This is a genomic window from Micromonospora sp. WMMC250 (genome assembly GCF_027460215.1).
GTDB classification, from domain to species: Bacteria; Actinomycetota; Actinomycetes; order Mycobacteriales; family Micromonosporaceae; genus Micromonospora; species Micromonospora taraxaci.
In genome coordinates, this window is sequence record NZ_JAPZBJ010000002.1 from 1,826,173 (window position 1) to 1,852,078 (window position 25,906).

The window sequence follows — 25,906 nt, forward strand, 5'->3', positions numbered from 1 at the left end:
CCTGCAGCTAGAAGGCGTTGACGCCGGTGAGTGCGCGTCCGATGAGGAGTTGCTGGATCTGGCTGGTGCCCTCGTAGAGGGTGGCGACCCGCGCGTCCCGCAGGTACTTGCCGACCGGGTACTCGTCGATGTAGCCGTACCCGCCGAACACCTGGACCGCGTTGTTGGCCGCGCGGACGGCGGCCTCGCTGGCGAAGAGCTTGGCCATCGACGCCTCGGTGGCGAACGGCTGGTCACGGTCGATCAGGTCGGCGACCTGCCACACCAGCAGCCGGGCGGCGGCGGTGTCGACCGCGATGGCGGCGAGGAGTTGCTGGACGAGTTGGTGCCCGGCGATGGGTTTGCCGAACTGGGTCCGCTGCCCCGCGTAGCCGACCGCCGCGTCGAGGCAGCCCTGGGCGATGCCGACGCACCCGGCGGCCACCGACATCCGACCCTTCGCGAGGGTGGCCAGGGCCAGGCGGAACCCGCCGCCCTCGGGCCCGAGGCGAGCCGCGTCGGGCACGCGTACCCCGTCGAAGCGCAACTCGCCGGTGGCCTGGCCGCGCAGGCCCAGCTTGCCGTGGATCTCCTGTCGGGTCAGCCCTGGGCTGTCGGTGGGCACCAGGAACGCGGTGATCCCTCGGTGCCCGGGGCCGCCGGTGCGGGCGAAGACCAGCGCGACGTCGGCGGTGGTGCCGTTGGTGATGAACGTCTTCGTGCCCGTGAGCAGCCAGTCGGCGCCGTCGCGGACCGCGCGGGTCCGCAGCGCCGCGGCGTCCGAGCCGCTGTCCGGTTCGGTCAGCGCGAAGCAGCCGAGCGCGGTGCCGGCGCACAGTCGGGGCAACCACTCGGCCCGCTGGCCGGCCGACCCGTGGGCGGCGATCGACTTCGCGACCAGGCCGAGCGAGACCGAGACGATGCCGCGCACGGCCGAGTCGCCCCGGCCGAGTTCCTCCAGGACCAGGCAGTACGCGAGGTGGTCGCCACCGGAGCCGCCCTCGGCCTCGGCGATGGTCAACCCCAGGAAGCCCAGGTCTCCCAGCATGCCGACCACGGCGGGGTCGACCGACTCGCGTCGGTCCCAGGTGGCCGCGTGCGGTAACAGCTCCCGGTCGGCGAAGTCGGCGGCCAGTTCGCGGACCGCAGCCTGCTCGGCGGAGAGGGTGAGCTCCATGGCCATTAAACTAGCGGTGATAGTTAACGGCGTCCAGACCGGACCGTCACCGGTCGGAGACCAGCCCGACGTGCCGCTCGGTGGCGAACGCACGGGCCAACTCGGTACGTGAACGGATGCCCAGTCGGTGGAACACGTTGCGCAGGTGGTGGTCGACGGTACGGGTGGAGAGGAACATCCGGGCGGCGACCTCCCGGTTGGTGGCGCCCTCCGCGACCAGCTCGGCGATCCGTAGTTGTTGCCCGGTCAGCAACCGCGCCGCCGGCAGGTCCGGTGGACCGACCGACTCGCCGGCCGCCCGCAGCTCCGTGGTGGCCTGCTCGGCCCAGCGACCGACCCCGAGCAACGTGAACATCTCGCGGGCCTGGTGCAGGTGCGTCCGCGCGTCGCGCGGGCGTCGACGGCGACGCAACTCCTGACCGAACAGCAGCTCGGTGCGTGCCCGCTCGAACGTGCCGGCATCGGTCGGGTGCAGCCGCAGCGCCCGCTGGAACTCCTGCTCGGCCTCGGGTCCGCCGCGAGGCGCGAGCAACGCGTGGCACCGGGCGGACAGGGCCCGACGCAACGGGCTCGCGGTGCTGCTGGCCCACCTGTCGAACACGGCGAGCGCCGCCGTCGCCGCCGGTCGGCAGGGCAGGTGCGCTGCCGCCTCCACCAGGTACGGGGTGGCCATCACCTGCACGAGCACCTGACCCCGCCCGGTGCCGAGCCGGGCCAACGACGCCAACCGGTCGGCGGCCTCGGCGTGTCGGCCGTCGACCAGGTCGAGCACGGCCAGTGCCCAACCGGCGAGCGCGTGCGGACGGCTGCCCGCCGTCGGCGCCTCGCCCATCTCGCGGATCCGCGCCAGGGTGGCGTCCCGGTCGGCCCGTACGGCGGCGAGCACGGCGAGCATGCCGAGATGGACGTTGGCGCAGTTGACCTGGCCGGTGGCCCGGGCGACCCGCAGCCCGTCACGGGAGGTTTCCGCCGCCGCCTCGTGTCGACCCAGCCAGTATTCGGCGACCGCCCGCAACTCCAGCGCCCGGGACAGCATGGACAGCTCGCCCCGATCCCGGGCCACGGTGGCGGCACGGTCCGCGAGTCGATGTGCCGCGCCATCCACCGCGACCACCAGGCCCGCTGCCGCGGCGCAGCTGAGCGCGGTGGGGGTCGACGCCGGTCCGGTCAGCCGTCCACCCAGCACGACGGCGCGACGCAGCGCGGGACCGGCCCGCTCGTGGTCCCCGCGCAGGGTCGCCGCCACCCCGGCGACCAGGCTGCTCATCAACTCGGTGGCGGGAGGGTCGTCCGGCCGGCGCAACGCCGACGCCCGCCGGCCGACCTCGGCGTAGCGGTACTGGTCGCCGGCGAAGCAGACCGCCTCGCCGGCTCGGACCAACCCGGACAGTGCCAGCACGCGGTCGGTGCCGGCCACCGCCGCCGCGGCGGCGAGCATCCTGGCCGACGCCCGTGCCGCGTCGCCGCACCGCAGCTCCAGCTCACCGAGCAGCAGGTCGGCGCGACTCCGGACGTCCGGGTCGGTGCACAACGGGCGGAGGCGGTCGAGGAGGAGTCGAGCCACGTCGGGCTGACCCCCGGCCCAGGCATAGCGGGCGGCGGTCAGTAGCCGGGCGGCCGTACGGGTCGGGTCGTCGCTGAGTTCCGCGGCCCAGCACAGCGCCGCCGACGCGGTGGCCCAGCCGTCGACGCCACCGGCCGCCGCCTCTTCCAGCTCGTCGGCGAGGGCCGGGTCCACACCCGCCGCGGCGGCGGCGAGGTGCATCGCCCGGCGCAGCCGCTGCCCGTCGGCGACCAGCGCCCCGGCGAGCAGTCGGTGCGCCGCGCGTCGTTCGGCGAGCGGCGCGCTGGCCGCGATCATCGTGCGCACCAGCGGCTGGGGGAAGGTGACGCCTCGGGGTTCGACGCGGACCAGGTTGGCCATCTCCGCCGGAGCGAGCGCCTCGACCTCGCCACCGGCGGCCCGGACCGTTCCCGGCCCGCCGCCCTCGTCGAGCGCGGCGAGCAGCAGCACCCGTCGGGTCTCCGGCGGCAGTCGGTCCAGTCGGGCCCGGTACGCACGGCCCAGGACGCCGTCCGCCGGTGGCGCCGCGGGCAGCGCCTCCTCCCCGCGCCACTGACCCGGAGTGAGGACCGCGACGAGGTCCACCAACGCCTGCGGGTTGCCGCCTCCGACGACGGCCAACGCGGTCAGGACCGACGGGGCGGGTCGCTCGGGGAAGCGGGCGGCCGCCTCCGATCCGGCGGACGACCGCAGCCGGTCGGTGAGGACGGCCGCGCTCTCCTGCTCGGTCAACGCGCGCAGTCGGTACGCGGGTATCCCGTCGACAGCGGCGGTGACGCCCGCGGTGAGCAGGACGGCGACGGGCAGTGGCCGCAACCGGCGGGCGACGAAGGCCAACACCTCGGCGGTCTGCGGGTCACCCCTGTCGACGTCGTCCATGGTGACGAGCAGCGGACGGTCCCCGGCAGCGGCGCCGAGCAGCCCGAGCACCGCCATCGACAGCGTCAGCCGGCGGTCGGCCGGGCAGCCGTCGCCGGTGAGCGCGCGCCACAGCAGCCGGCGCTGCTCCTCCGGCAGGGCGGCGGCCCGGTCGAGCACTGGATCGACCAGACGTTGCAGGCCGGCGTACGGGAGAGCGGCCTCCTCGGCGAGTCCGCTACCGGCGAGCACGGTGCAGTGCTGGGCGTGCCGGTGGGCGTACCCGACCAGCGCCGTCCGACCCGATCCGGGTTCGCCGTGCAGCAGCACCGCACCGCCACCGCTTGTCACGTCGTCGATCAGGCTCCGGACCGACCGGCACTCGTCGTCCCGGCCACGCAGCACGGTTAGTTGCACTCTTGATGCAGTAACCATGCCTGCCAGTGTCACCCATTGGGATCCGGATGGAAAGAGGCTGCGACATCGAACCAAGCCGATCTCAGTCGGCCGCGACCTCCGCCAACAGGGCGCCCACCGTCCGGGTCATCACCGCGCGAGCCTGGTCCACACCGAGATCGAGGCCGTACCGCAGCATCGACCAGGCTGGCCACATGCTCGCCGCCACCAGGGCGTTGAGCAGCTGCTCCCGACCCCTGCCAGCCAGCACCAGCTCGGGGGCGAAGAGTTCCTCGACCTCGTCCCGCACCCGGTCGATGTGCTTGAGGCGGTTGCGGTGCAGCTGGTCGGAGACCGGCTCCCGCATCTGGGCGGCCCGTGCCGACGGAGTGATGAGCTGGAGCAGCCGGGCCCGCTGCCGGCAGTACGCGTCGACCCGCTTCGCCAACGGCCACCCGGTCGGGATCGGCCGGTAGGCGGCGTCCTGCTGGCGGAGCACCTCCGCGCCACTCGCCTCGAAGAGGGTCTCCATGTCCTTGAAGTTGGTCCACAGCGTCCGCAGCGAGATGCCGGCCCGCTCCGCGATGCGTTCCCCCGTCGGGCGCAGGTCGCCCTCACCGATGAGCGCGAGGTGCGCCTCGACGATGGCCGCACGGGTGCGCTCGGCCCGGGCGGTACGCCCGTCGACCCGACTCGCTACCTCGACCCCGTCCATCCGCCCCCGCCTCCTCACCGCCACGGCGCCTCCTGACGCACCGCCGAGTCTAGACAGGCGGTGATCAGCGGTTCCGGGCCGACCGTCGGCACTGTCATCCGGACCGACCGGTCAGCGAGACGCCGCCGTCGCGGACGATGGCCAGGCCGATGCCGCGACTCGCGCCGCCGACGATGGCGAGACGGTCCCGAAGGCGAGCCGAATATGCATCCACAGTGCAGATAGTAGGAGGAGGAATCAGTGACGGTCAACGCCCGGACGATCGGTCGGAGTTAGCGGGCACAGTCGTCCGACCGGGTGCGGTCACGCGGGACCCCGCCCGGTCGGACGACTGTCGATCGGGTCAGGAGACGGTCGGCACCCCGTTCGCCGGCGGCGCTGCCGGCGCGGCGGTGTACTCGTTGACCGCCCCGTCCGCCTCGTCGGTCTCGTACGAGGGCCCGAAGTAGCTCTGCACTCCCCCGCTCACCCGGCTCAGACGCTGACCGCCGTAACCCGAGTGGTCCTTCTCGGAGAAGCGCAGCGGCACCAGCCCGGGGCCCTGGAAGCCGCCCTTCTGCACGGCCTCCAGCACCTTCTCGCGGGTGAGGTCCTTGCCGGCGGCGAGCAACGTCTGCACGAAGAGGTAGCCGACCGACATGCCGTAGACGGTGTTGCCGTCGAACGGGGCGTCCCCGTTGTGCTCCTTGTTCACCTTCGTGAAGAGCTGGATCCACGGGTTGGCCGTGTCGTTCTGCATCGGCAGGTAGTTGGTGCCGACCATGCCCTCCAGCAGCGGTGCGGCGGCGCCGAGCTGCTTGGCCAGGGTCGGGTGGTCGGCGCCGACGTTGGAGACCAGCCACTGCGGCTTGAAGCCCAGCCGGGCCGCGGTGCCGACGGAGAGCGCGGTGAAGCCCGGCACCGTGGCGAGCACGACGACCTGACATCCGGCCGCCTTGAACGCGCCGATCTGCGGAGCGACGTTGGTGTTACTGGTGACGTACGTCTGCTTCACCGCCACGGCACCGGCGCCGAGCACCTTCTCCACACCGGCCAGGCTGTCCCGGCCGAAGTCGTCGTCCTGCCCGAGGAAGCAGACCTTCTGCCCGGCCAGGTTGGTCTTGGCGTAGTTGGCGAGGATCTTGCCCTCGACGGTGTAGTCCGGGTTGAACCCGAACGTGCCGGGATACTTGTCCGGCTGGTCCCAGCTGCGGCTGCCGGAGGCGACGAACAGGTCGGGCACCCGGTTGCTCTTCAGGAAGTCGAGCACGCCGGTGTGCGTAGGAGTGCCGAGGCCGTTGAGGATGGCGAAGACCTTGTCCTGCAAGACCAGCTGACGTACCACCTGCTGGGTGTTCGCCGGGTTGTAACCGTCGTCCATGATCTTGTAGGTGATCTTCCGGCCGTGCACACCGCCGTTGGCGTTGACGTAGTCGAAGTACGCCTTCGTCGCCGGGGCGATCTTCGAGTAGCCCGCCGAGGCCGGACCGGTGAGCGGCATGTGGGTGCCGACGACGACCTCGGTGTCGGTGACGCCCGGCACGGACGCTCCGCCGGGACCGGAGCCGTCGTCACCGCTGCAACCAGCGGCGGCGGCCAACAGGGCGATGGTGCTGGCGATCGCGAGACCACGTTGTGCCAAACGGTGCATGGAGAACACCGACCTTTCTCGGTCCGGTTTGCGGGAACGGTGTGGGTGGTGGGGCGCCCGGCCGAGGGCCGGGCTGGAGAACAGCTCAGGAACGCCGGGCCCGCAGGCGCCGACCAAGACGGGACAGCAGTCCCTGCACGCCGCCGGGGGCGGCGATCATGACGACGATCAGGGTGAGGCCGAAGATCGCCAGCGGGAGGTTGCCCTCCAGCCGCTGCGCCACAGCGGGCGAGAGCGTGAGCATCTCCGTCACGGAGTGGGTGAGGTCGGGCAGGGCGACCAGCAGGACGGCCCCCCACAACGCGCCGCTGAGACGGCCGAGACCACCGATCACCACGGCCATCAACAGGAACAGCGACAGGGTCAGCGAGAACGCCCCCGGGGAGACGCTCTGCGCGAGGACCGCCAGCAACGCGCCGCCGAGCCCGGCGGTGGCGGCACTGACCACGAACGCGAGGACCTGGGTGCGGGCCACGTGGATGCCGGCGAGACGGGCCGCCACCTCGTCGTCCCGGACCGCCCGGAAGGTCCGCCCGTACCGGCTGCGGATGAGGTTGGCCAGCAACAGCAGGGCGAGCAGGGTCGCCGCCCCGGTCAGCCAGAGCTGCCACCGCTCGTAGGGGAAGTACGGGCCGAGCGCCAACGGTGGCGGCTCCACCGGCACGGACAACCCCTGCTCCCCGTTGAACACGCCGTCGAAGGTCACCGCCAGCGCCGGCACGACGATGGCCACCGCGAGCGTCACCCCGGCCAGATAGGGGCCCCGCAGCCGCGCCGCGGCCACACCCACCACCGCGCCGACCGCGACAGTGCTGACGATCGCCGCGACCAGCGAGAGCGGCAACAGCCAGCCGCCGGTCATCCCCCGGTCGGCGAACGCGGTCTGGCACAGAGCCACCGTGTACGCGCCGGTGGCCATCAACGCCCCGTGCCCGAGCGACAGTTGACCGTTGAGGCCGGTGAGGACGGTCAGCCCGGCGGTCGCGCAGAAATAGGCCAGCACGGTGGCGAGCTGGAAGTTCCGGAACGGCTCGACGGCGTAGCTGACCCCCACCAGCACCAACCCGACGGCGAGCACCACGGCGAGGTGGCGCAGCAGGGTCGAGCCACGTCGCCGGTCGGCGGGCCGGTCAGCGGCGTCGTCCGGCCGGTGCCTCGGCGGCAGCGCCGCCTTCGTGGCGCTCACACCCGCCTCGCCGCGACCGGGGCGAACAACCCACCGGGCCGGACCAACAACACCGCCAGCAGCAGGACCAGCACCGCGAGCGGCGTGAGGTCACTGCCGGCGTACCCGCTCACGTAGGAGAGCAGCAGACCCACCACCAGGCCGCCGACCACAGCGCCCGGCGGGCTGTCCAGCCCACCCACCACCGCCGCCGTGAACGCGGAGACGAACACCAGGTCCATCGCGTGCGGATGCAGGCCCAGCTCGGTCGGGATGACCAGCATGGCGGCCAGCGCGCCCACCCCGGACGCCAGCGCCCACCCGAGGGTCAACATGCCCCCGACGTTGACCCCGAGCAACCGGGACACCTCGGGCGCGAAGGCCGCCGCGCGCATCCGCAAACCCACCGGGGTACGCGCGAACATCCACGCGAGGCCGCTGACCACCACCCCGATCGCGGCGAAGACGAACAGGTCGTACGGCGACAGGACGGCGACACCGCCCACGCTGAGGGCGGCCCTGCTGAACGGCGCCTCGGCGGGACGGAACTCGTTGCCGTACACCATGCCCAGCACGGCCTGGATCAACAGCACCAGCCCGAGCGCGACGATCACCGGGTTGAGCGGTGAGGCATGGTCGACGTGCCGCATCACGACGCGGTCCACCAACGCACCGAGCAGCAGGCCGGCGACGATCGCGACCACGAAGCCCAGCCAGTAGGAGCCGGTCGCGGCGGCGACGGAGTACGCGACGTACGCGGCGGCGACGGCCATCGCGCCCTGGGCGAAGTTGACGACCCGCGCCGCCCGCCAGATGAGCACCAGGGCCAGCGCGAACGCGGCGTACACCGCGCCCCGGGACAGGCCGTCGACGGTGAGGAAGACGAAGCGGTCCAACAGTCCTCCCTCCGGGGGACGAGGTGGTGGTCAGAAACCGAGGTACGCGTGGCGCAGGTCGACGTCGTCGCGCAGCTTCGCCGCCGGGGCGGCGATCACCACCCGGCCGAGGGACATCACGATCCCCTGGTCGGCGACGCCGAGTGCGCTGCGGACGTTCTGCTCGACCAGCAACACGGTCAGGCCGGTGCGGTCGCGGAGCTGGCGGAGCAGGGACATGGTCCGGGCGACCACCCGTGGTGCCAGGCCCAGCGACGGCTCGTCGAGCAACAGCAGTCGGGGGCGACCGACCAGGGCCCGGCCGAGCGCGAGCATCTGACGCTCACCCCCGGAGAGCTGGTGGCCGAGGTGCCGGCGGCGACGGGCCAGGGGCTCGAAGAGCTCGTAGACCTCGTCGAGGGCCCGACCGGCGTCGGCCCGGTCGCGCCGCCACAGCCCACCGAGCCGCAGATTCTCGTCGACGGTCAACTCGCTGATCACGCCCCGCCCCTCCGGCACGTGCGCCATGCCGCGTCGGACGAGCTGCTCCACCGGCGTACCCCGAAGGTCCTCCCCGGCCAGGACGACCTGACCGGCGGCCGGACGGATCATGCCGGAGAGCGCACGGAGCAGTGTCGTCTTGCCGGCGCCGTTGGCGCCCACGACCGCGGCGATCGTGCCCGCCGGGACGGTGAGGTCGACGGCCTGCAACACGGGCGCGGCGCCGTAGCCGGCCACCAGCCCGCGCACGACGAGCAGATCGGTGCCGGTCACGCTGGGCCCTCCTTCGTTCGCGACTGCGGGGCTCGCAAACCCGGCTCACTCCTCGCGCTCACGGGGCCACCTTTCGTTCGCGACTGCGGGGCTCGCAAACCCGGCTCACTCCTCGCGCTCACGGGGTGACCTCCTCGACGGTGGCACCGAGGTAGGCGTCGGTGACCGCCGGGTCGTCGCGGACCTCGTCCGGGGTGCCGGCGGCGATCACCCGGCCGAAGTCGAGCACCACCAGCTCGTCGCAGACCGCCATCACCAGGTCCATGTGGTGCTCGACGAGCAGCACCGCGCAGGGATCGTCGTCCCGCCGGGGAAGCTGGCGGATCAGCTCCGCCAACTCGGCGATGTCGTCGGCGCCGAGGCCACCGGCGGGCTCGTCGAGCAGGAGCAGCCGGGGCCGGGCGGCGAGCGCGCGGGCCAGGGCGACCCGTTGGCGTACCGCGAAGGGCAGTGTGGTCGGTGCGGCCTCGGCGTGCGCGGCGATGCCCAGGTCGTCGAGGATGTCCAGGGCGTGCTGGCGCAGCCGGCGCTCGTCACTGTCGCTCGCCGGCAGCCCGAGCAGCGCCGGGACGAACCCTGCACGGGCGGTGTGCGAGGCGCCGGTCATCACGTTCTCCAGCACGGTCAGACCGGCGAAGAGCCCGGTGCCCTGGAGGGTGCGGGCGATGCCGAGCCGGGTCAGTCGGTGCGGCCGCGGGCGGAGCGGCCGACCGTCGAGGGTGAGCGAACCCGTCTCCGGCGCGACGAAGCCGCAGATCACGTTGAACAGCGTGGTCTTGCCCGCGCCGTTGGGCCCGATCACGCCCACCACCCGGTTGGGTGGCACCCGCAGCGAGACGTCGTCGAGGGCGGTGAGGCCGCCGAAACGGACGCCGATGTGGTGCAGTTCGAGGCCGCGCTCCATCACCCATCCCTCTGTCGTGGCGGGTGTTTATTTACACTCGCAGTGTACGTTTCTCGGGTATCGCGTCAAGACCTTCAATGCCCCGACCACGCGGCCGGGGCGGCCGCCGTCGGCGACCGCCCCGGGGACCACGATCAGGCGCTGGGACAGGTGTTGCGGTACTCCTGGATGGCCGAGCCGCTCGGGCCGGGGCAGAGGAACTGCTCGTAGCGGGTGTCGTCGTCGACGAACCGCTTCAACCAGGCCACCATCTGTCGGGCGGTGGGGGTGTTCGTCGTCTGCGGGAAGAAGTGGCTCGCCCCGTTCAGCTCCAGGTACGCCTTCTCGGCGGAGGCCGGGATGCTGTTGTAGAACGGCACCGAGTGCGTCGCGACGGGGGCGACACTGTCGCTCTCGCCGCCGATGATCAGGGTGGGCACGCGCAGCTCGGACCAGCTCTTGTCCAGGTTCCACGGCGCCAGCGGCACCGCTGCCTGCAACGACGGCCGGGACGAGGCCGCTTCCAGACTGCCGCCACCGCCCATGGAGTGACCGGCCACCGCGAGGCGGCTGCTGTCGATGCGGCTGCGCACCGAGCTGCGCTGGGTGAGGTAGTCCAGCGCGGCGAGCAGCTGCCGGCCCCGGCTGTCCGGCTGGTCGAGGCGGGTGTTGGTCTCGATGCCGATCACCACGAACCCGTGCGAGGCGATCCGCGGCCCGAGCCAGCTGATGCTGGACCAGGCGGCGGTGTAGCCGGGCGAGATGGCGATGGCGCCGAAGGTGCCCTCGCTGGTGCTGGTCGGGTAGTAGATGACGCCGCCGCCGAAGCCGGTGACGCTGAGCGAGGACACGCTCTGCGACGCCGTGGCGAAGGGCCCGCGGCTCGCTTCCAGGATCGCGGTGGTCGGAGCGGGGCCCCGCTCGTACGGGCCGGCCGCCTGGGCGGCGCCGGTCGATCCGGCCAGGGCTCCACCGGCGGCCAGGACGGCTGCGAGGGCGAGCCGGGTGGCCCGGGCTGCGACGGAACGGGGACGGGTGGTGGTTGGTGAGGACACGTCGGGCACTCCCTAGAGTCGAGGGATATCGACGTGTGTCAGTTTTGGCCGGTCGGCCGGTCGCCGCATCGGCAGAATCACCAGTCCTGGCGGTATTTGCCGTGATCAGCCGTGTTTCGGCACTCCGACCAGGGGTAGCAGGGCAGGCGCCTGCCCGTACACGCGCCACCGAAAGGTTCACCACGTGGATTCCAGCAAGCCCGCCGAGGCGGTCAAGAACGCCGTGAAGACCGCCTCCGGAAAGATCGCCGACGCTCTGACCCCCGATGTCCCGGGTGCGCCGGGAAGCGCGCCACCAACCGTCGAGGAACCGACGACGCCGCACGACCCGCTGCCGCCGAAGCCCGAACAGGGGGCACCGCAGACGCGTACGCCGACCGGCGCCGAGACCGGCGCGCCGCCCACCGCGAAGGGTCAGCAGGGCGCGTACCTGACGACCGCCAACGGGGCACGACTGCGCGACACCGACCACTCGCTCAAGGCCGGACCGCGCGGCCCGGTGCTGCTCCAGGACCACCACCTACGCGAGAAGATCACGCACTTCGACCACGAACGCATCCCCGAGCGGGTCGTGCACGCGCGGGGCGCCGGTGCGCACGGCGTGTTCACCGCGTACGGCACCGGCGAGGCGGTCACCCGGGCCGGGTTCCTGAAGAAGGGGCGGGAGACCGACGTCTTCGTGCGCTTCTCCACAGTGCTCGGCTCGCGTGGCTCGGCCGACACCGTCCGCGACACCCGCGGCTTCGCGACGAAGTTCTACACCGACGAGGGCACCTTCGACCTGGTCGGCAACAACATGCCGGTGTTCTTCATCCAGGACGCCATCAAGTTCCCCGACATCATCCACGCCGGCAAGCCGCACCCGGACCGGGAGATCCCGCAGGCGCAGAGCGCCCACGACACCTTCTGGGACTTCGTCTCGCTGCACACCGAGGCGCAGCACCACGCGCTGTGGAACATGTCCGACCGGGGCATCCCGCGCTCCTACCGGACGATGGAGGGCTTCGGCGTGCACACCTTCCGCCTCGTCAACGAGGCCGGGGAGACGGTGCTGGCCAAGTTCCACTGGAAGCCGAAGCTGGGCGTGCACTCCCTCACCTGGGAGGAGGCCCAGATGTTGAGCGGGATGGACCCGGACTTCCACCGTCGGGACCTCTACGACGCCATCGAGGCCGGCGCGTACCCGGAGTGGGAGCTCGGCATCCAGGTCTTCCCCGACACTCCCGAGGAGACCTTCGCCGGCATCGACCTGCTCGATCCGACGAAGATCGTGCCGGAGGAGTTGGCCGAGGTGCAGCCCATCGGCAAGCTGGTCCTCAACCGGACGCCGACGAACTTCTTCGCCGAGACCGAGCAGGTGGCCTTCCACCTGGGTCACCTCCCGCCGGGCATCGACGTCACGAACGACCCGCTGTTGCAGGGCCGGCTCTTCTCGTACGTCGACACGCAGCTCACCCGTCTGGGTGGGCCGAACTTCGCGCAGATACCGATCAACCGGCCGCACGCGGCGGTGAACGACATGCTGCGCGACGGATTCCACCAGCACGCCGTGCACGCGGGTGTCGCGCCGTACCGACCGAACTCGCTCGACGGTGGCAACCCCTTCCCCGCCGGCGACGCCGAGCAGGCGTTCGTCGACGTGCCGGTCACCGTCGCGCAGGCGCCCAAGGTGCGGGCGAACCCGGCCTCGTTCGACGACCACTACAGCCAGGCACGCCTGTTCTGGGCGAGCATGTCGCCGGTCGAGAAGGAACACATCATCCGGGCGTACACCTTCGAGCTCGGCAAGTGCTACCACCAGGCGATCAAGGAACGCCAACTGCGCAGCCTCGCCAACATCGACCCGGTGCTGTGCGAGCAGGTTGCCGCCGGTCTGGGCCTGCCCGCGCCGCAGCCCAGCGTGCCGCTCGCCGACGTCACGCCCAGCCCGGCGCTGTCGCAGGTCGGCCGGGCGTGGCCGAGCGACGGTCGTACCGTCGGGATCGTGGTCGATCCGGACGGTGACCTGGACGGTGTCGCCGAGGTCCGGCGGGCCGTGTTCGAGGCCGGCATGGTGCCGTTGCTCATCGCCCCACGCGGTGGCATGGTGGCCGACCTGCCGGTGCAGCGGACCTTCGCCACCGGCCGGTCGGTCGAGTTCGACGCGGTCCTGCTGGCCGGAGCGCCGGTGCCCGCACCGGACGCCCTCCCCGCCCGCGACGACAAGGCGGGTCGGCCCGAGCCGGCCGCCGTGGATCCCCGCGTACTGCTGCTGGTCGAGGAGTGCTGGCGGCACGCCAAGGCGATCGGCGCCTGGGGCGCCGGCGTCAGCGTGTTGGAACAGGTAGGGGTGGCCGGCACTCCCGGCGTCGTCGCGGCGGGCTCCGGTGCCGAGGCCCTGACGGCGGTGCAGCAGTTGATGGCCGCACACCGGGTGTGGGAACGGTTCCCGGCCTCGGTGGCCTGACCCGGCGCCGAGCACCGGGCGAGGGCTGCCTTCCACCGGGAGGGCAGCCCTCGCCCGCGCTCAGGCGGTCATCGTCGGGTCCACTGCAGATGGCTGGTGCCGACGCCACAGCTCCGCTGCTCGATCAACGCCCCGTTCGCGGTGCTCTGGCCGACCGCGCCGAGGCACAGTCCGCTGTGTGCGTTCACCAGGTGCCGCTCCGCATTCAGGGCGAACTGCTGCGCCGGCGTGGTGTTGCAGGTGGTGAGCTGGATCGCCGCGCCCGCGTCACTGGACGCGCCGAGGACGTCGAGGCAGCGTCCGCCCAACTGCACGCTGCCGTCCGACCGCATCGTCCAGACCTGGTTGCGGGCTCGGTCGTCCCGGCAGTCGGAGAGTTGGAGCCGGACCGGATCCGGTGAGTCCGGTGTCGCGATGTCCAGGCACCTGTTGCTCGCCACCCCGACGAGCCGGTAACCCGACCGCGCCGGGGGCGGCGCGCTGGGCGTCGGCGACGTGCTGAGGTCTGGCCTGGCCGATGGTGTGGTGCCGTCCGCCGCCGACGCGGGCCGGAAGCCCGCGATAACCTCGCGGAACGCGCCGGCCCCCGCCGCCCAGTCGGCCTCCGGCGTCAACCAGGCGATGCTGTAGCCCTGACGCTTCGCCGTCGTGAAGGTCCGCTGGCGGGCGTGCATCGCCGTGCCCGCGTCGCTGGTGTAGACCCACTCCAGATCGGCGGCCTTGAGCTGGTAGTTGACGGAGTGCAGCTCGACCTGTCGATAGTCGCGGTACCGCACGGCGACAGCGGGGGCGCCCAACTCGGCCATCGGGTCGCTGCGCGGCGAGTCGGTCCGGTCGACGACGAGCCGCCGTTCGCCGTCCGGCTCGCGGAACTCGACCTGCTGGCCGCGCCGGACGACCTGCCAGTCGCGCGGCGCCGGGAGGGCGAAGCCGGTGGCGTCCCGGTAGAGCGACCAGGAGATCGGTGGGAGTGTCGTGGCGGCCGATGCGGCGGCGGGCGTCGACGACGCACCCGGAGCGGCGGCCTCCACCAGCTCCGCCCCGCTGCCCGTCCCACCCGACGGGCGGCGGTTGGCGAGCGGAATCCCGATCACCAGGCCGAGCGCGACCAGGGCCACGAGGCCGGCGAGAAGCCACGTCCGCCGTCGGCCGGCCGATCCCGGCCTTTCACCGTCCGCCGCCACGTCGGGAGACGCCGGGGGTACGTCAGGAGCGCCGATCGCCCGTGGCACTGTCGCTGCGGCGGGCGCTTCGAGCGCGGCGGGTGAGGCCGGGTGCCACGTCACGGCGATCGGCATCGGTGTGCCGTCGAGCACCGCACGCAACAACCGCTCGGCGGTATCGGCGTCCATCCGCTCGGCCGGGTCCTTGCGCAGCAGGCCGGCCAGTACCGGGGCGAGTGGTCCGGCCTGCCGCGCCGTCGGTGGTGGCTCGGTGACCAGCGCGGTGAGGCTCATCAGACTGGACGGCCGGGCGTACGGCGACTGGCCCTCGACCGCCGCGTACAGGGTCGCGCCGAGCGACCAGAGATCCCCCTCCGGGCCCACGGTGCCGCGCATGGCCCGCTCCGGAGAGACGTACGCGGGCGAGCCGAGCACCACACCGCTCATCGTCAGGTTCACGTCCTCGACGGCGGTGGCCAGACCGAAGTCGGTGAGCACGATCCGGCCGTCGACACCGACGAGGATGTTGGCCGGCTTGACGTCGCGATGCATGATCCCGGCGCGGTGGGCGGCGCGCAGCGCACCGAGCACGGCCAGACCGATCCCGGCCGCCCGCACTGGCGAGATCGGCCCGTCGGTGGTGATGGTGTCGTGCAGTGAACGCGACGCCACGTACTCCATCACGATCTGCGGATCGCCATCGGCGCCCAACAACACATCGAAGACCCGGACGACGTTCACGTGGTCGAGCTGCGCGATGGCCCGCGCCTCCCGAAGTGACCGAATCCGCAATTCCTGGCGCGCCTCATCGGTCAGACCGGGTGGCGGAACGATTTCCTTGATGGCGACGTCCCGCTGCAGCATCCGGTCGCGGGCTTTCCACACCCGACCCATTCCGCCCTGGCCGATGAGCTCGACGACCTCATACCGATCGGTAACAAGAAGCGGTGACATCTGCGGCACCGGGAGAGGCTACCTGCCGTGTCGCAGGAACAATTGTCGGCAGCCCGAACGACAGTTATCTGTGACCCGGCTCATTCCCCGAGGAATGGATGCATGGGTCGGTTCCATCGGGGCAAATCGAGCAAACGGTGCAGGGGTCCGCGCACCCCCGGTGCGCCCTGGGGCGCCTGAACCGCACCCTGCCGCGTTTGCGGGTTGATTCACTCCCTTTCGCCGATGTGGGGGTATCCCCGGCACTCGGATACCGCGTTTCCGGCGCACCCGCGTGGATCAAGGTGGATGCGGCGTCGTCAGGTCCACTCCGGAACCGCAGGCACCGATGGTCCACCGGGAATTGGTCCATTGTTCACACTGAACCGTCCGCTGCACCCCGGATGGCCGTGAGTGCCGTGTCGAGTGCCTGGTCCGCCGGGACGGGCACGTCGGGGACAACTCCGACGCCTTCCCAGTTGGTGCCGGTGACGCTGTTGATGGTCCGAGCCGTCGGCACTGTCACGAGGATGTGTTCGGTGACCGGGTGGCGGGCCGTGGGATGCGCGCCGCCACGTGTCGTCTCACCGACGACGACGGCCCGACCGTGCGCCTGAAGGGTGTACGCCACGTCCTCGCCCCCGGAGAACGTGACGGCGCTGGTGAGCACATGGACCGGGCGGTCCGTGTAGCGCGGCGCGGGAAGGTGCGCGGTCGTCCAGAACTGGCGTGTGGCACCGGTGGACCGCTCGTAGAAGTCGTTGAGGTGCACCTGGTCGTCGCGGAAGAAGTAGCTGCACCACATCGCGGCTCCCTCCGGTGCGCCGCCGGCGCAGGCGCGCAGGTCCAGGATGAGCGCGGAGCTGAGGGCGACCAGTTGCATGGCCGCGCCGATCGTGGCGGCGCCCTCGTCGGCGTACGCGATGCGCCGCACGTCGATGAATCCGACGTTGCCGTCCAGGTGCTCGACACGACGGATCCCGTGGTTCTCCGTCCTGAGCAGGGCGAGGAACGCGGCCCGTCCCCCGTCCTCGTCCGCCGGATCCAGCGACTGCGGCTGGTCGGCCCACAGCAGCCGCAGATGCTTGTCCGGGCACACCTGCTGAAGGTGAGCGGTCACCCTCTCGCAGAGCACCGGCCCGGTCAGGTCGTCGTACTCGCCGGCCGCGAGACGGCGCCGGATCGCGGCGTCGATGTCCACGACCTTCTCCGGAAAGACGTATCCTGCCTCGATCCGGTCCAGGGCCTGGTCGATGATCTGTTCGTTGGAGAGCACGGCGGGCCACGCTAGACCGCGAACAGCCTCATGACCACCGAAATTCGGGGCGAGGGCGCCCGAGCCCGATCAGCCGACGTCGGCCAACCGCGGCAGCACCTCGTCGCCGAGCCGCTGGGCGAACTCGACCGGGTGCCGATCCGGTGTCACCTGCACCTCACTCACGCCGAGCGCGGCGTACTCTGACACCTCGGCGAGGAACGCGTCGACGTCGTCCAGCGGTGCCCGGGAGGCGACCACCGTCTTCTCGATGGTGTCGTAGTCACGACCCTCGGCGGCGCAGTGCCCGCGCAGAACGTCCAGCTTGCGGGCGACGTCGTCGATCCCACCGCGACCGAACAGGTTGCAGGCGTCGGCATAGCGGGCCACCAGCAACAGTGTCTTCTTCTCACCCCCACCACCGATCATGATGGGCGGGTGCGGCCGGCTCAACGGCTGCGGCGAGTTGATGGTCTCGGCGAGCTGGTAGTGCTTTCCGTTGAACGGGCCGTCATCGGCACTCCACATCTGCCGGCAGATGCGCAGCGTCTCCTCCAACCGCTCGAACCGCTCGGCCACCGGGACGACCGGCACACCCAGCCCGAGTTGCTCCCGCTCGTACCAGGAGGCGCCGATGCCGAGGCGGGCCCGCCCTCCGGAGAGCACGTCGAGGGTCGTCACGGTCTTGGCGAGCAGACCCGGGTAGCGGTACATCACACCGGTGACCAGCACACCCAGCGTCATCCGCTGCGTCTGCCCGGCGACGAAACCCAGCGTGGTGTACGCCTCCAGCATCGGCTCCTCGGCCGCGAAGACCGCGTCCATCTGGAAGAAGTGGTCCATCACCGTGAACGACGCGACGCCGGCCTGTTCGGCGGTGGTGGCCGTCTCCGCCAACGTCGGTGCGATGGCGGTCGGGTCGGCCGGGGTCGAGTAGTTCCAGTAGTGCAGTCCGAGCTTCATGGTCGGCACCTCCGGAACGAGCCTAGTCCCGTTCGGCGCCCGTGGGGGGCGCCTCGGAACCGCCCTGCGAGTCGGCTCCGGCAGCCTCTATTACCGGTTCATGACAATCCGTGGATCACGTGCGGATATCCGGCTGGCACCTTCCGATGAATGATCCAACAGCTGACCGGGTCCCGGGTCGCCGAGCTGCCGCCCGACGAGACGCGCGTCCGGTTCCGCCACCGGCACCGGACCGGCACGCCCCGTGCGGAGGGACGATCGCAGCGGGCGGAGTGGGCCGACGCCGCGAAGGGCGCCTGCATCATCCTCGTCGTCCTGTGGCACGTCGTCGTCAAGGACTACCTACAGATCGACTGGCACGTCGGCGTACCGGTGCCGGGCCTGTGGGGGACGCTCGGTGAGCAGTTCCTTCCGCTGCGGATGCCACTGTTCTTCACCATCTCGGGCGTCTTCGCGGCGAACGCCGCCCAGCGGCCCTGGCGGGTGGTGGCCCGCAGCCGGGTCGCCGGGTTCCTCTACCTGTACGCCCTCTGGCTCCTGATCCACACCGCGGTCCTCGCCGCCGCCCCCGACCTGCCGACCGACCGCGCCACCTCCGTCCTCGGCGTGCTGGAGCAGCTCACGATCACGCCGTCCAACCTCTGGTACCTGTACGCCCTGGCGGTGTACTTCACGATCGCCAAGGCGACCCGTCGGGCGCCCTGGGCGCTGGTGCTCGTACCCGCCGGGGTGCTGTCCGCCGTCGCCGCCGCCGGCCTGCTCGACACACCGGGCAACCGTGGCGGCCTCTACCAGAACCTGGTGTTCTTCCTCGCCGGCCTACACCTGCGACCGCAGATCGAGCGCTGGGCCGAGACCGCCGGCCGACGCCGTCTCCTGCTGACCTCGGGAGGCTACGTCCTCGCGCTCGCCGCGATGGCGGCGGCCGGCGCGCAGCAGTGGTTCGGCGTGTGGCCGGCGGTCTCCGTCGTGGCAGTGATCTTCGGCATAACCGCCGCTGCCCAGCTGGCTCGCTGGTCGGCGCTCAGCAAACCGCTGGCTAGTCTCGGCCGCATCACCCTGCCGATCTACGTCGTCCACATGCCGGTCCTGGCTCTGCTGCACCGGCTGTTGCTCGTACCGGTTTCCGAGCTGGGCGCGTCCGCTCAGGGCCTGATCGTGCTCGGATATCCGGTTCTGCTGACCGGCCTGGTGATCGGTCTGAGCCTGGCCGTGCACCGTGGCCTGCTGGCGGTCCGGGCGGGCTGGCTGTTCGCCCTGCCCGGTCCTATCCGTACGGAGGCGTCCCGATGAGCGCCCTGGCCGAAGCGCTCGTCGACCTCGACGCGATCGCCACCAACGTGCGCACGATCGCGTCGGTCACCGGCACCGGCCTGATGGCGGTGGTGAAGGCCGACGGGTTCGGCCACGGCGCGGCGCAGGTGGCCCGGGCGGCCCTTCGCGCCGGTGCGAGCTGGTTGGGGGTGACCTCGACGAGCGAGGCGCTGACCCTGCGCGACGCGGGTGTGACAGCGCCCACGTTGAGCTGGCTGCACGGCCCGAACGACGACTTCGGTAAGTTGATCAACGTTGGCGTCGACGTCGGCGTGTCGACGACGACGCACCTGCACGCCGTCGCCGACGCGGTCCACCGGCTCGGCGTACCGGCGATGGTGCAGCTCAAGGCCGACACCGGTTTGTCCCGCAACGGGGCCGCCGGGGACGACTGGCCCGAGTTGGTCGGTTGGGCTCGCAAGTACGAACGGGAGGGTGGGATCCGGGTGCGTGGGGTGTGGTCCCACCTCATGGACGCCGACGTCCCGGGCGCTCCCGAGCTGGACCGCCAGGTGACGACCTTCGAGGAGGCGCTGCGGATCGCGCGGTCCGCGGGCCTCGACCCCGAACTGGTCCACCTGGCCAACTCGGCGGCCGCGTTGTCGGCGCCACGGACCCGCTTCGACCTCTGCCGGATCGGAATCGCGCTGTACGGCGTGGACCCGTTCGGCGCGACCGGCCCGGGCGAGTTCGGGCTGCACGCCGCGATGACACTGCGGACGAGCGTGGTCAACGTCAAGCGGGTGCCGGCCGGCACCGGCGTCTCCTACGGGCCCGAGCACGTGACGGGGGCGCCGACCACTCTGGCGCTGCTGCCGCTCGGGTACGCCGACGGCCTCCCCCGCGCCGCGGGTGGCCGCGCCTGGGTGTGGCTCGCCGGCCGGCGGTGCCCGATCGTCGGGCGCATCGCCATGGACCAGTGCGTGGTCGACGTCGGGGACCTTCCCGTGGCGATCGGCGACCCGGTCGTGGTGTTCGGCCCGAGCGAGGCCGGCCAGGACCCACCGACTGTCGTCGAGTGGGCCCGCTGGGCGGACACCAACCCACACGAGATCTTGACCGGCATCGGGGCCCGGGTGGCCCGCGACCACCTCCACGGAAGGGCACGCATTTCATGACAACCCGACTGGCAGTGCTGTACGGCGGACAGAGCGGCGAGCACGACGTGTCCTGCCGTTCGGCGGCGAGCATCCTCGCCCACGTGGACCGTGCGCGGTACCGGGTCACCGAGGTGCTCATCGACTCCGACGGCGGCTGGCACGTCGACGGACGCCCGACGGCACTCCCCGCGGCGTTGCGCGTGCTGCGCGCCCAGGACGTGGTGTTCCCGGCTCTGCACGGCCCGTACGGCGAGGACGGCACTGTCGCCTCGCTGCTGGAGTGGCTCGGGGTGCCGTACGTCGGCAACGGTGTCTTCGCGAGCGCCGCCGGTATGGACAAGGGTGTCACCAAGCGGCTCCTCGCCGCCGAGGGACTACGGGTCAGCCCGGGGGTGACCCTGCGGCCGGGCGAGGACCTGTCGCCCGACGACCGGCAACGCCTGGACCTGCCGGTCTTCGTCAAACCGGCTCGGGCCGGGTCCAGCCTGGGCGTCGTCAAGGTGGACGACTGGTCGGGGGTTCCCGCCGCCCTGGAGCAGGCCCGACAGGTCGACCCGAAGGTGCTCGTCGAGCAGGGGGCCCGGGGTCGGGAGATCGACGTGGCGGTCCTGCAGCACCCGGACGGCCGGGTGCAGGCCGGCCCGCCGCTGGAGATCCGGGTGACCGGTGCCGGCTTCTTCGACTACGACGCGAAGTACGACGGCGGCGCGATCTTCCAGATCCCCGCCGCGCTGGACGCGGCGACCACCGAGGTGCTCCAGGACCGCGCGATCCGCGCCTTCCACGCCCTCGACTGCCGTGGGCTGCTCCGGGTGGACTTCTTCCTGCCCGCCGAGGGGTCGCCCGAACCCATCGTGAACGAGGTGAACACGTTCCCCGGCTTCACCGCCGCGTCGCAGTTCCCGCAGATCTGGCAGAAGGCCGGCCTCGGCTTCGTCGACCTGATCGACATCCTCATCGACGGCGCGCTGGCCGACGAGGACCGGGGCCGCTACGGCGGACTTCCTCGGCAGGCACGGGCGGTCGACCTGGTGTGAGCGGTGGCGGGTGCCCGGTCATCTGATCGGGCACCGCCGAGGCGGTCGAGCGCCGTCGGGTCCGACGACGCTGACCCTGGCGGGACCCCTCACCAGGCCTACCTGCGTCGCGGTGTCGGTCACCGTGCAGACGATCTGGTCGACCGCGTCGGCCGTCAACGGCCCCACCGCACCGGTCGTCGTCACCGTGAGGTCTGATCTCTGCGTCCCCGTCACAGTGAACGGGCCGAGCCCGGCGGGCACCTCGCTGGTCAGGCCGCCGGCGCGTTCCTCCTCGCTCGGGCCGGCCGCGAGCAGGGCGAGGGCCTGAGCCGGCTGGCAGGGCGAGCCGCCCGGGGATGACGGTGAACAGGTCACGGCGGGCACGGCACCGGCCTGGGTCGCCTTCGGCTGCCGGAGGACCAGCGCCAGGTCGCCCTGCGCGAGCAGGTAGACCCCGATGCCCTCGGTGGGGCCGCTGACCGCGGCGCGACCGGTGATGACGGCGCTGGGCCGCACCCCGCAGCCCGCCGTGAGCACTGCGACGAGCAGCCCGCCGGCCACCAGCGCGCGGCCCGTCCCCCGCGCGTTCACCGGACACCAGCCTCGTCCGCCGTGTCGCGGGGCAGTCGGAGCGTGAACACGGCGCCGCCACCGGGGCCGTTACCGGCGACGAGGCTTCCCCGACGCTCAGCGTGGCGGTGCAGCCGCGCGTTCTCCCAGGAGATGGCGAGGCCGAGGCCGCTGCCCTCGGACCGGGTCCGGGCGGTGTCGGCCTTGTAGAAACGGTCGAACACGTGCGGCAACACCTCCGGATCCAGTCCGGGCCCTCGGTCGGCCACCTCGATGGTGACCCAGTCCTCGTCTGCGCTCAGGCGCACCGACACCGGCTCGGCGCCGTGCCGGAAGGCGTTGCCGACCAGGTTGGCGACGATGACGTCCAGCCGGCGGGGGTCGAGTCGGGCCACGACTCCGGACGGCAGCTCGGCGCGTACCCGGTCGGTCCAGCCACGGATGCGCAGGGTCGCGGTCACCGCCGCGGCCACGTCCACGTCGTCCAGGGCGAGCCGTGCCGTGCCGGAGTCGAACCTGCTGACCTCGATGAGGTCGTTGACCAGCTGGGTGAGGTTCTGCGTCTCCTGACTGACCAGTCGGGCTGCCCGGCCCGCGTCCCCGGGCAGGTGTTCCGCCTCCTCGTCGAGCACGTCGGTGACCGCCGTCATCGCGGCCAACGGCGTACGGAGTTCGTGCGAGACGTCCGCCACGAACCGGCGCGCGTCGGACTCCATCCGTCGCAGTTCCCCGACCTGCCGCTCCAGCGTCCCGGCGGTCTCGTTGAAGGTCCGCGCCACATCGGCCAGCTCGTCGACGCCCCGGACGGTCAGCCGGGTGGTGAGGTCACCCTCGCCGAGGCTGCGCGCTGCCCGGCCCAACTCGCGTACGGGTCGCAGCACGCTGCCGGCGGCCAGCAGGGCCAGCAGGACGGCGAGGACCAGCGACAGCCCGCCGGTCAGCCAGGCGCGGGCGGCGAGCTGGTCGATGCTCTGCTGCTCGGGCAGGAGGCTGCGCATCGAGTAGACCTCGAGCCCGGAGGGTCGGGAGGTGCCGTCGGGTCGTTCGATCGCCAACTGGGTGCCGATGAGCAGCTTGGGTTCCCCGTCGAGCGCGACCCGTTGCCAGGCGATCCGGCCGTCGCCGACCTCCTGCCGCAGCTCCGGGGTGAGTGCCTCGGTCACCCCGAAACCCTGCGACCGCAGATCGCGGTAGACGACCACGGTGGTCGTCTTCCGGTCGGAGAGACGCTGGGCCAGGATGTCGAGGTCGTCCTGGGTCGGCGGCAACTGGGCTATCGGGTAGTACTTGGTGAGCTGGTCGGTCAGCGACGTCACCGCGGCGTCCTGCGCCTGTTGGAGGATGACCGTCCGGGCCTGGACGTAGCTGCCGCTGGCCACGACGGCCGTGGTGGTCACACCCAGCAGCGCGAACGCCAGGAGCAGCCGGACGCGCAGGCCCGAGACCCGCGCGCCAGCCCGGCGCCAGGGTGTCACAGCGGCCCGAACCGGTATCCGAAACCGCGCACGGTCTGGATGAAGACCGGCGCCGACGAGTCGACCTCGATCTTGGCGCGCAGCCGCTGGACGCACGCGTCCACGAGCCGCGAGTCGCCGAGGTACCCGTGTTCCCACACGGCCTCCAGCAGTTGCTGGCGGCTCAGCACCTGGCCCGGCGTGTGCGAGAGTTCGAGCAGCAGACGCAGCTCGGTCGGGGCGAGGCCGACGGGCACGCCGTCCTTGCTGACCACCAGCGCGGCCCGGTCGATGGTCAACGCGCCGTGCTGTTCGAGGCCGGGCCGCTCGCCACCGGCACGCCGCGACTCGCCGCCGGTCCGTCGGAGCACCGCGCGGATCCGCGCCTCGAGCACCCGGGCCTGCACGGGCTTGACCACGTAGTCGTCGGCGCCGGCCTCCAGCCCCGCCACCACGTCCATGTCGTCGTTGCGGGCGGTCAGCATGATGATCGGCAGGTCGCCGAGCTGCCGGATGCGGCGGCAGACCTCGAAGCCGTCCATCCCGGGCAGCATCAGATCGAGGACCACGACGTCGGAGGGGGTGCTGCGAAGCCGTGCCAACCCCTGCTCGCCGGTCTCCACGGCGTGCACCGTGTGGCCCTGTCGGGTGAGCGCCAGCTGAAGTCCGTCGCGCACCGTCTGGTGGTCTTCGATCAGCAGGACCTGGGACATGTCGTCAAGTATCCCATCATGAGATCTTTTGGAGATCAGCAGACGACGGCAGTCCACCACGCCGGGCTCCCAGCGGGACCACGAAGTCCGCCGAACGCACCAGGAACACCACCACACCCACCAGGACCATCGTCGTCGCACCCGCCACCACGATGGCGACGAGTGCCCCGCGCTGCACCGAGGCCACCAGACCGGGCACCACCGCCACCAGCGCCCAGACCAGCGCGACCAGACCCACCGCCACCTCGGCCAACCGACGCCACAGGCTCCCGCCGTCCGGTTCGCCGTCCGCGTCCCGGTCACCCCGCAGACCCGCCAACGCGGCCGCGGCCAGGCAGAACAACGCCACCCCCAGCAGTACGCCGCCGAGCACGTCACTGAACCGGTGCCAGCCGGCGATCATCGTGGCCGAGGCGATCACCGAGACACCGGCCGCGCCGGGCACCGCCAGGAAGCGACGGGCCCAGCCGGGCAGGACCAGCATGAACGCCAGCAGCAGCGCCGTCGCCGCCGCGACGTGCCCGCTGGGGAAGCTGTTGTGGGTGGTCGAACTCTCGATCTGGAGATCCGGACGGGGCAGCGCGGACTTCAGCGCACCGGCTGTCACCACCGCGCCGACCACCATGCCCACGCCGACGACCCCCGCCACCAGCCGGCGACGGAGCACACCCACCAGCAGCACCGCGCCGAGCAGGGCGGCGAGGAGTGTCGGACTGCCGAAGCCGGCCAGCAGGGTCTTGGCCGGATTCACCAGAACGGTCTCCTGCTCGTATCCCCCACCCCGCTCGGCGCGCGGCAGGAGCAGGCCGTCCAGCCACTGACCGGGGTACGTCCGGACGAAGACGGCGGCGGTGAGCGCCAACGCGACCAGACAACACAGCGCCGCCGCGAGCAGCCGGAGACCCAGCGGCACCGCCGCGCGGGCGGAGGGCAGGGGGCGCGCCGACGGCGAGCCGGGCGTCGACCGCCCCACTGGGTACGACGATCCGATGGTCATGTCGGCCATGCTCGTCCCGGCAGGTCCGGATGCCGTACTCGGATTGTCTTGGTTCTGTCACAACCGCCCCCGGCACCGGCGGGTGGCGGATCGTCGTCGGAAGGGCCGGAGTGGGCCTCGACGGACACGTGGCATTCACATGCTTACATGCAACTATGTTTTACCCCGCCGAGATCAGCCACCACTAGGGTCAGGACACCGATCGATGTCTCGGTCGTCGGTGCGAAGAATCCATCCGGAGAGCTGGGGCACCGGAAGGGGTGGGGGGAATGCAGGGAACTCCAGTCGCCAGTTTGGTCATCGGCATCGCGTCCTCGCCGGCCGAACGCCGGCATCTGGCTCGGCTGCTCGGCGGCACTGACGCCTTTCTGATCGTCTCGACAGTCGACCAGGCCCGAGAGTTCCTCGGCGTGGTCGAGGCACCTACGGGGGCGACCTCGCCGGACGGTCCGGGGCCCGCCGTGGCCCCGCAGACCGAAGCCGTGCTCGCCCCGGCGCAGGCCGCAGCCGGGCTCGCGGCCCCGCAAGCCACCGCCGTGCTCGCCGAGGTGGCACCGAGCCCGCAGCTGCCGCCGCCGGATCTGGCCGTCGACTCCGACCGTCGGGTGCTGCGGTGGCGCGACCAGGAGATCGACCTGACCCGGCTGGAACACGACGTCCTGCTCTGTCTGGTGCACGCGCCCGGGCAGATCTGGACCTACGAGCGTCTGCACCTCGAGGTCTGGGGCAACCGGCACCTCGGCCGGGGCTCCGACATGCACTCGGTGGTCCGCCGGGTGCGCGGCAAGCTTGCGAGACTGAACGCCGCGACGACCATCCACTCGGTGCGCGGGGTCGGCTTCCGGCTCGCCCCGGTCTGATCCCCCGAACACGGTCCGGCCCGCCTGGTCGGAACCAGGCGGGCCGGA

Annotated in this window: 21 protein-coding genes; 5 read left to right on the plus strand and 16 right to left on the minus strand. The window is 71.9% G+C overall.

From position 1 onward, the window contains the following. Nucleotides 1-7 precede the first annotated feature (7 nt). From O3438_RS07895 to O3438_RS07935, 9 genes are all read right to left on the minus strand, one after another. Nucleotides 8-1,156: an acyl-CoA dehydrogenase family protein gene (locus O3438_RS07895; protein WP_269679318.1), complete on the minus strand. Its 1,149-nt coding sequence runs from the start codon at nt 1,154-1,156 to the stop codon at nt 8-10. A gap of 46 nt (nt 1,157-1,202) precedes the next feature. Next, nucleotides 1,203-4,013 carry an AAA family ATPase gene (locus tag O3438_RS07900; RefSeq protein WP_269679319.1) on the minus strand — a complete coding sequence of 937 codons (2,811 nt, stop codon included), beginning with the start codon at nt 4,011-4,013 and terminating at the stop codon, nt 1,203-1,205. A gap of 64 nt (nt 4,014-4,077) precedes the next feature. Next, nucleotides 4,078-4,689: a TetR/AcrR family transcriptional regulator gene (locus O3438_RS07905; RefSeq protein ID WP_269679320.1), complete on the minus strand. Its 612-nt coding sequence runs from the start codon at nt 4,687-4,689 to the stop codon at nt 4,078-4,080. A 343-nt stretch (nt 4,690-5,032) separates the two neighbouring features. Next, on the minus strand, nt 5,033-6,319 hold the full coding sequence (locus O3438_RS07910; RefSeq protein ID WP_269679321.1) for an ABC transporter substrate-binding protein: 1,287 nt from the start codon (nt 6,317-6,319) through the stop codon (nt 5,033-5,035). A gap of 85 nt (nt 6,320-6,404) precedes the next feature. Continuing rightward, complete coding sequence (locus tag O3438_RS07915) at nt 6,405-7,505, minus strand: branched-chain amino acid ABC transporter permease (protein ID WP_269679322.1); 1,101 nt, start codon at nt 7,503-7,505, stop codon at nt 6,405-6,407. Beyond that, a complete protein-coding gene (locus O3438_RS07920) occupies nt 7,502-8,380 on the minus strand; it encodes a branched-chain amino acid ABC transporter permease (RefSeq protein WP_269679323.1) in 879 nt (292 codons plus the stop codon). The genes O3438_RS07915 and O3438_RS07920 overlap by 4 nt, the downstream gene beginning before the upstream one ends. Before the next feature lie 30 nt (nt 8,381-8,410). Beyond that, a complete protein-coding gene (locus O3438_RS07925) occupies nt 8,411-9,133 on the minus strand; it encodes an ABC transporter ATP-binding protein (protein ID WP_269679324.1) in 723 nt (240 codons plus the stop codon). A gap of 118 nt (nt 9,134-9,251) precedes the next feature. Further along, nucleotides 9,252-10,037, minus strand: coding sequence for an ABC transporter ATP-binding protein (locus O3438_RS07930; protein ID WP_269679325.1), 786 nt, complete (start codon nt 10,035-10,037; stop codon nt 9,252-9,254). Nucleotides 10,038-10,171: 134 nt separating this feature from the next. Then, nucleotides 10,172-11,071, minus strand: a complete 900-nt coding sequence (locus O3438_RS07935) for an alpha/beta hydrolase family protein (protein ID WP_269679326.1) — start codon at nt 11,069-11,071, stop codon at nt 10,172-10,174. A 184-nt stretch (nt 11,072-11,255) separates the two neighbouring features. Here O3438_RS07935 and O3438_RS07940 point away from each other — a divergent pair, with 184 nt between their 5' ends. Further along, nucleotides 11,256-13,517, plus strand: coding sequence for a catalase (locus tag O3438_RS07940; RefSeq protein WP_269679327.1), 2,262 nt, complete (start codon nt 11,256-11,258; stop codon nt 13,515-13,517). A 68-nt stretch (nt 13,518-13,585) separates the two neighbouring features. Here O3438_RS07940 and O3438_RS07950 read toward each other — a convergent pair whose 3' ends face one another. The 3 genes from O3438_RS07950 to O3438_RS07960 form a co-directional block, all read right to left on the minus strand. Further along, on the minus strand, nt 13,586-15,634 hold the full coding sequence (locus tag O3438_RS07950) for a serine/threonine protein kinase (protein ID WP_332367492.1): 2,049 nt from the start codon (nt 15,632-15,634) through the stop codon (nt 13,586-13,588). 355 nt (nt 15,635-15,989) lie between these two features. Continuing rightward, nucleotides 15,990-16,889: a S41 family peptidase gene (locus tag O3438_RS07955; RefSeq protein WP_269679328.1), complete on the minus strand. Its 900-nt coding sequence runs from the start codon at nt 16,887-16,889 to the stop codon at nt 15,990-15,992. Between the two features lie 69 nt (nt 16,890-16,958). Then, on the minus strand, nt 16,959-17,831 hold the full coding sequence (locus O3438_RS07960) for an LLM class F420-dependent oxidoreductase (RefSeq protein WP_269679329.1): 873 nt from the start codon (nt 17,829-17,831) through the stop codon (nt 16,959-16,961). Nucleotides 17,832-17,981: 150 nt separating this feature from the next. Here O3438_RS07960 and O3438_RS07965 point away from each other — a divergent pair, with 150 nt between their 5' ends. Genes O3438_RS07965 through O3438_RS07975 form a run of 3 tightly spaced genes read left to right on the plus strand, consistent with a single transcriptional unit; the run spans nt 17,982 to nt 21,282 of the window. Further along, nucleotides 17,982-19,124: an acyltransferase family protein gene (locus tag O3438_RS07965; protein WP_269679330.1), complete on the plus strand. Its 1,143-nt coding sequence runs from the start codon at nt 17,982-17,984 to the stop codon at nt 19,122-19,124. After that, nucleotides 19,121-20,263: an alanine racemase gene (alr, locus tag O3438_RS07970; protein ID WP_269679331.1), complete on the plus strand. Its 1,143-nt coding sequence runs from the start codon at nt 19,121-19,123 to the stop codon at nt 20,261-20,263. Before O3438_RS07965 ends, alr begins: the two co-directional genes overlap by 4 nt. Beyond that, the gene (locus O3438_RS07975; RefSeq protein WP_269679332.1) at nt 20,260-21,282 is read left to right on the plus strand and encodes a D-alanine--D-alanine ligase family protein; all 1,023 of its coding nucleotides are present in this window, start codon (nt 20,260-20,262) and stop codon (nt 21,280-21,282) included. The genes alr and O3438_RS07975 overlap by 4 nt, the downstream gene beginning before the upstream one ends. Nucleotides 21,283-21,300: 18 nt before the next feature. Here the strand turns inward: O3438_RS07975 and O3438_RS07980 are convergent, their stop codons facing one another. From O3438_RS07980 to O3438_RS07995, 4 genes are read right to left on the minus strand one after another with little or no spacing between them, the layout of a single operon-like run. Beyond that, nucleotides 21,301-21,855: a hypothetical protein gene (locus O3438_RS07980; RefSeq protein ID WP_269679333.1), complete on the minus strand. Its 555-nt coding sequence runs from the start codon at nt 21,853-21,855 to the stop codon at nt 21,301-21,303. Next, on the minus strand, nt 21,852-23,309 hold the full coding sequence (locus O3438_RS07985) for a sensor histidine kinase (protein ID WP_269679334.1): 1,458 nt from the start codon (nt 23,307-23,309) through the stop codon (nt 21,852-21,854). Before O3438_RS07985 ends, O3438_RS07980 begins: the two co-directional genes overlap by 4 nt. Then, a complete protein-coding gene (locus tag O3438_RS07990; protein ID WP_269679335.1) occupies nt 23,306-24,001 on the minus strand; it encodes a response regulator transcription factor in 696 nt (231 codons plus the stop codon). The genes O3438_RS07985 and O3438_RS07990 overlap by 4 nt, the downstream gene beginning before the upstream one ends. A 16-nt stretch (nt 24,002-24,017) precedes the next feature. After that, nucleotides 24,018-24,998, minus strand: coding sequence for a phosphatase PAP2 family protein (locus O3438_RS07995; RefSeq protein WP_269679336.1), 981 nt, complete (start codon nt 24,996-24,998; stop codon nt 24,018-24,020). A gap of 269 nt (nt 24,999-25,267) precedes the next feature. Here O3438_RS07995 and O3438_RS08000 point away from each other — a divergent pair, with 269 nt between their 5' ends. Further along, the gene (locus O3438_RS08000) at nt 25,268-25,858 is read left to right on the plus strand and encodes a winged helix-turn-helix domain-containing protein (protein WP_269679337.1); all 591 of its coding nucleotides are present in this window, start codon (nt 25,268-25,270) and stop codon (nt 25,856-25,858) included. Nucleotides 25,859-25,906: the final 48 nt, after the last annotated feature.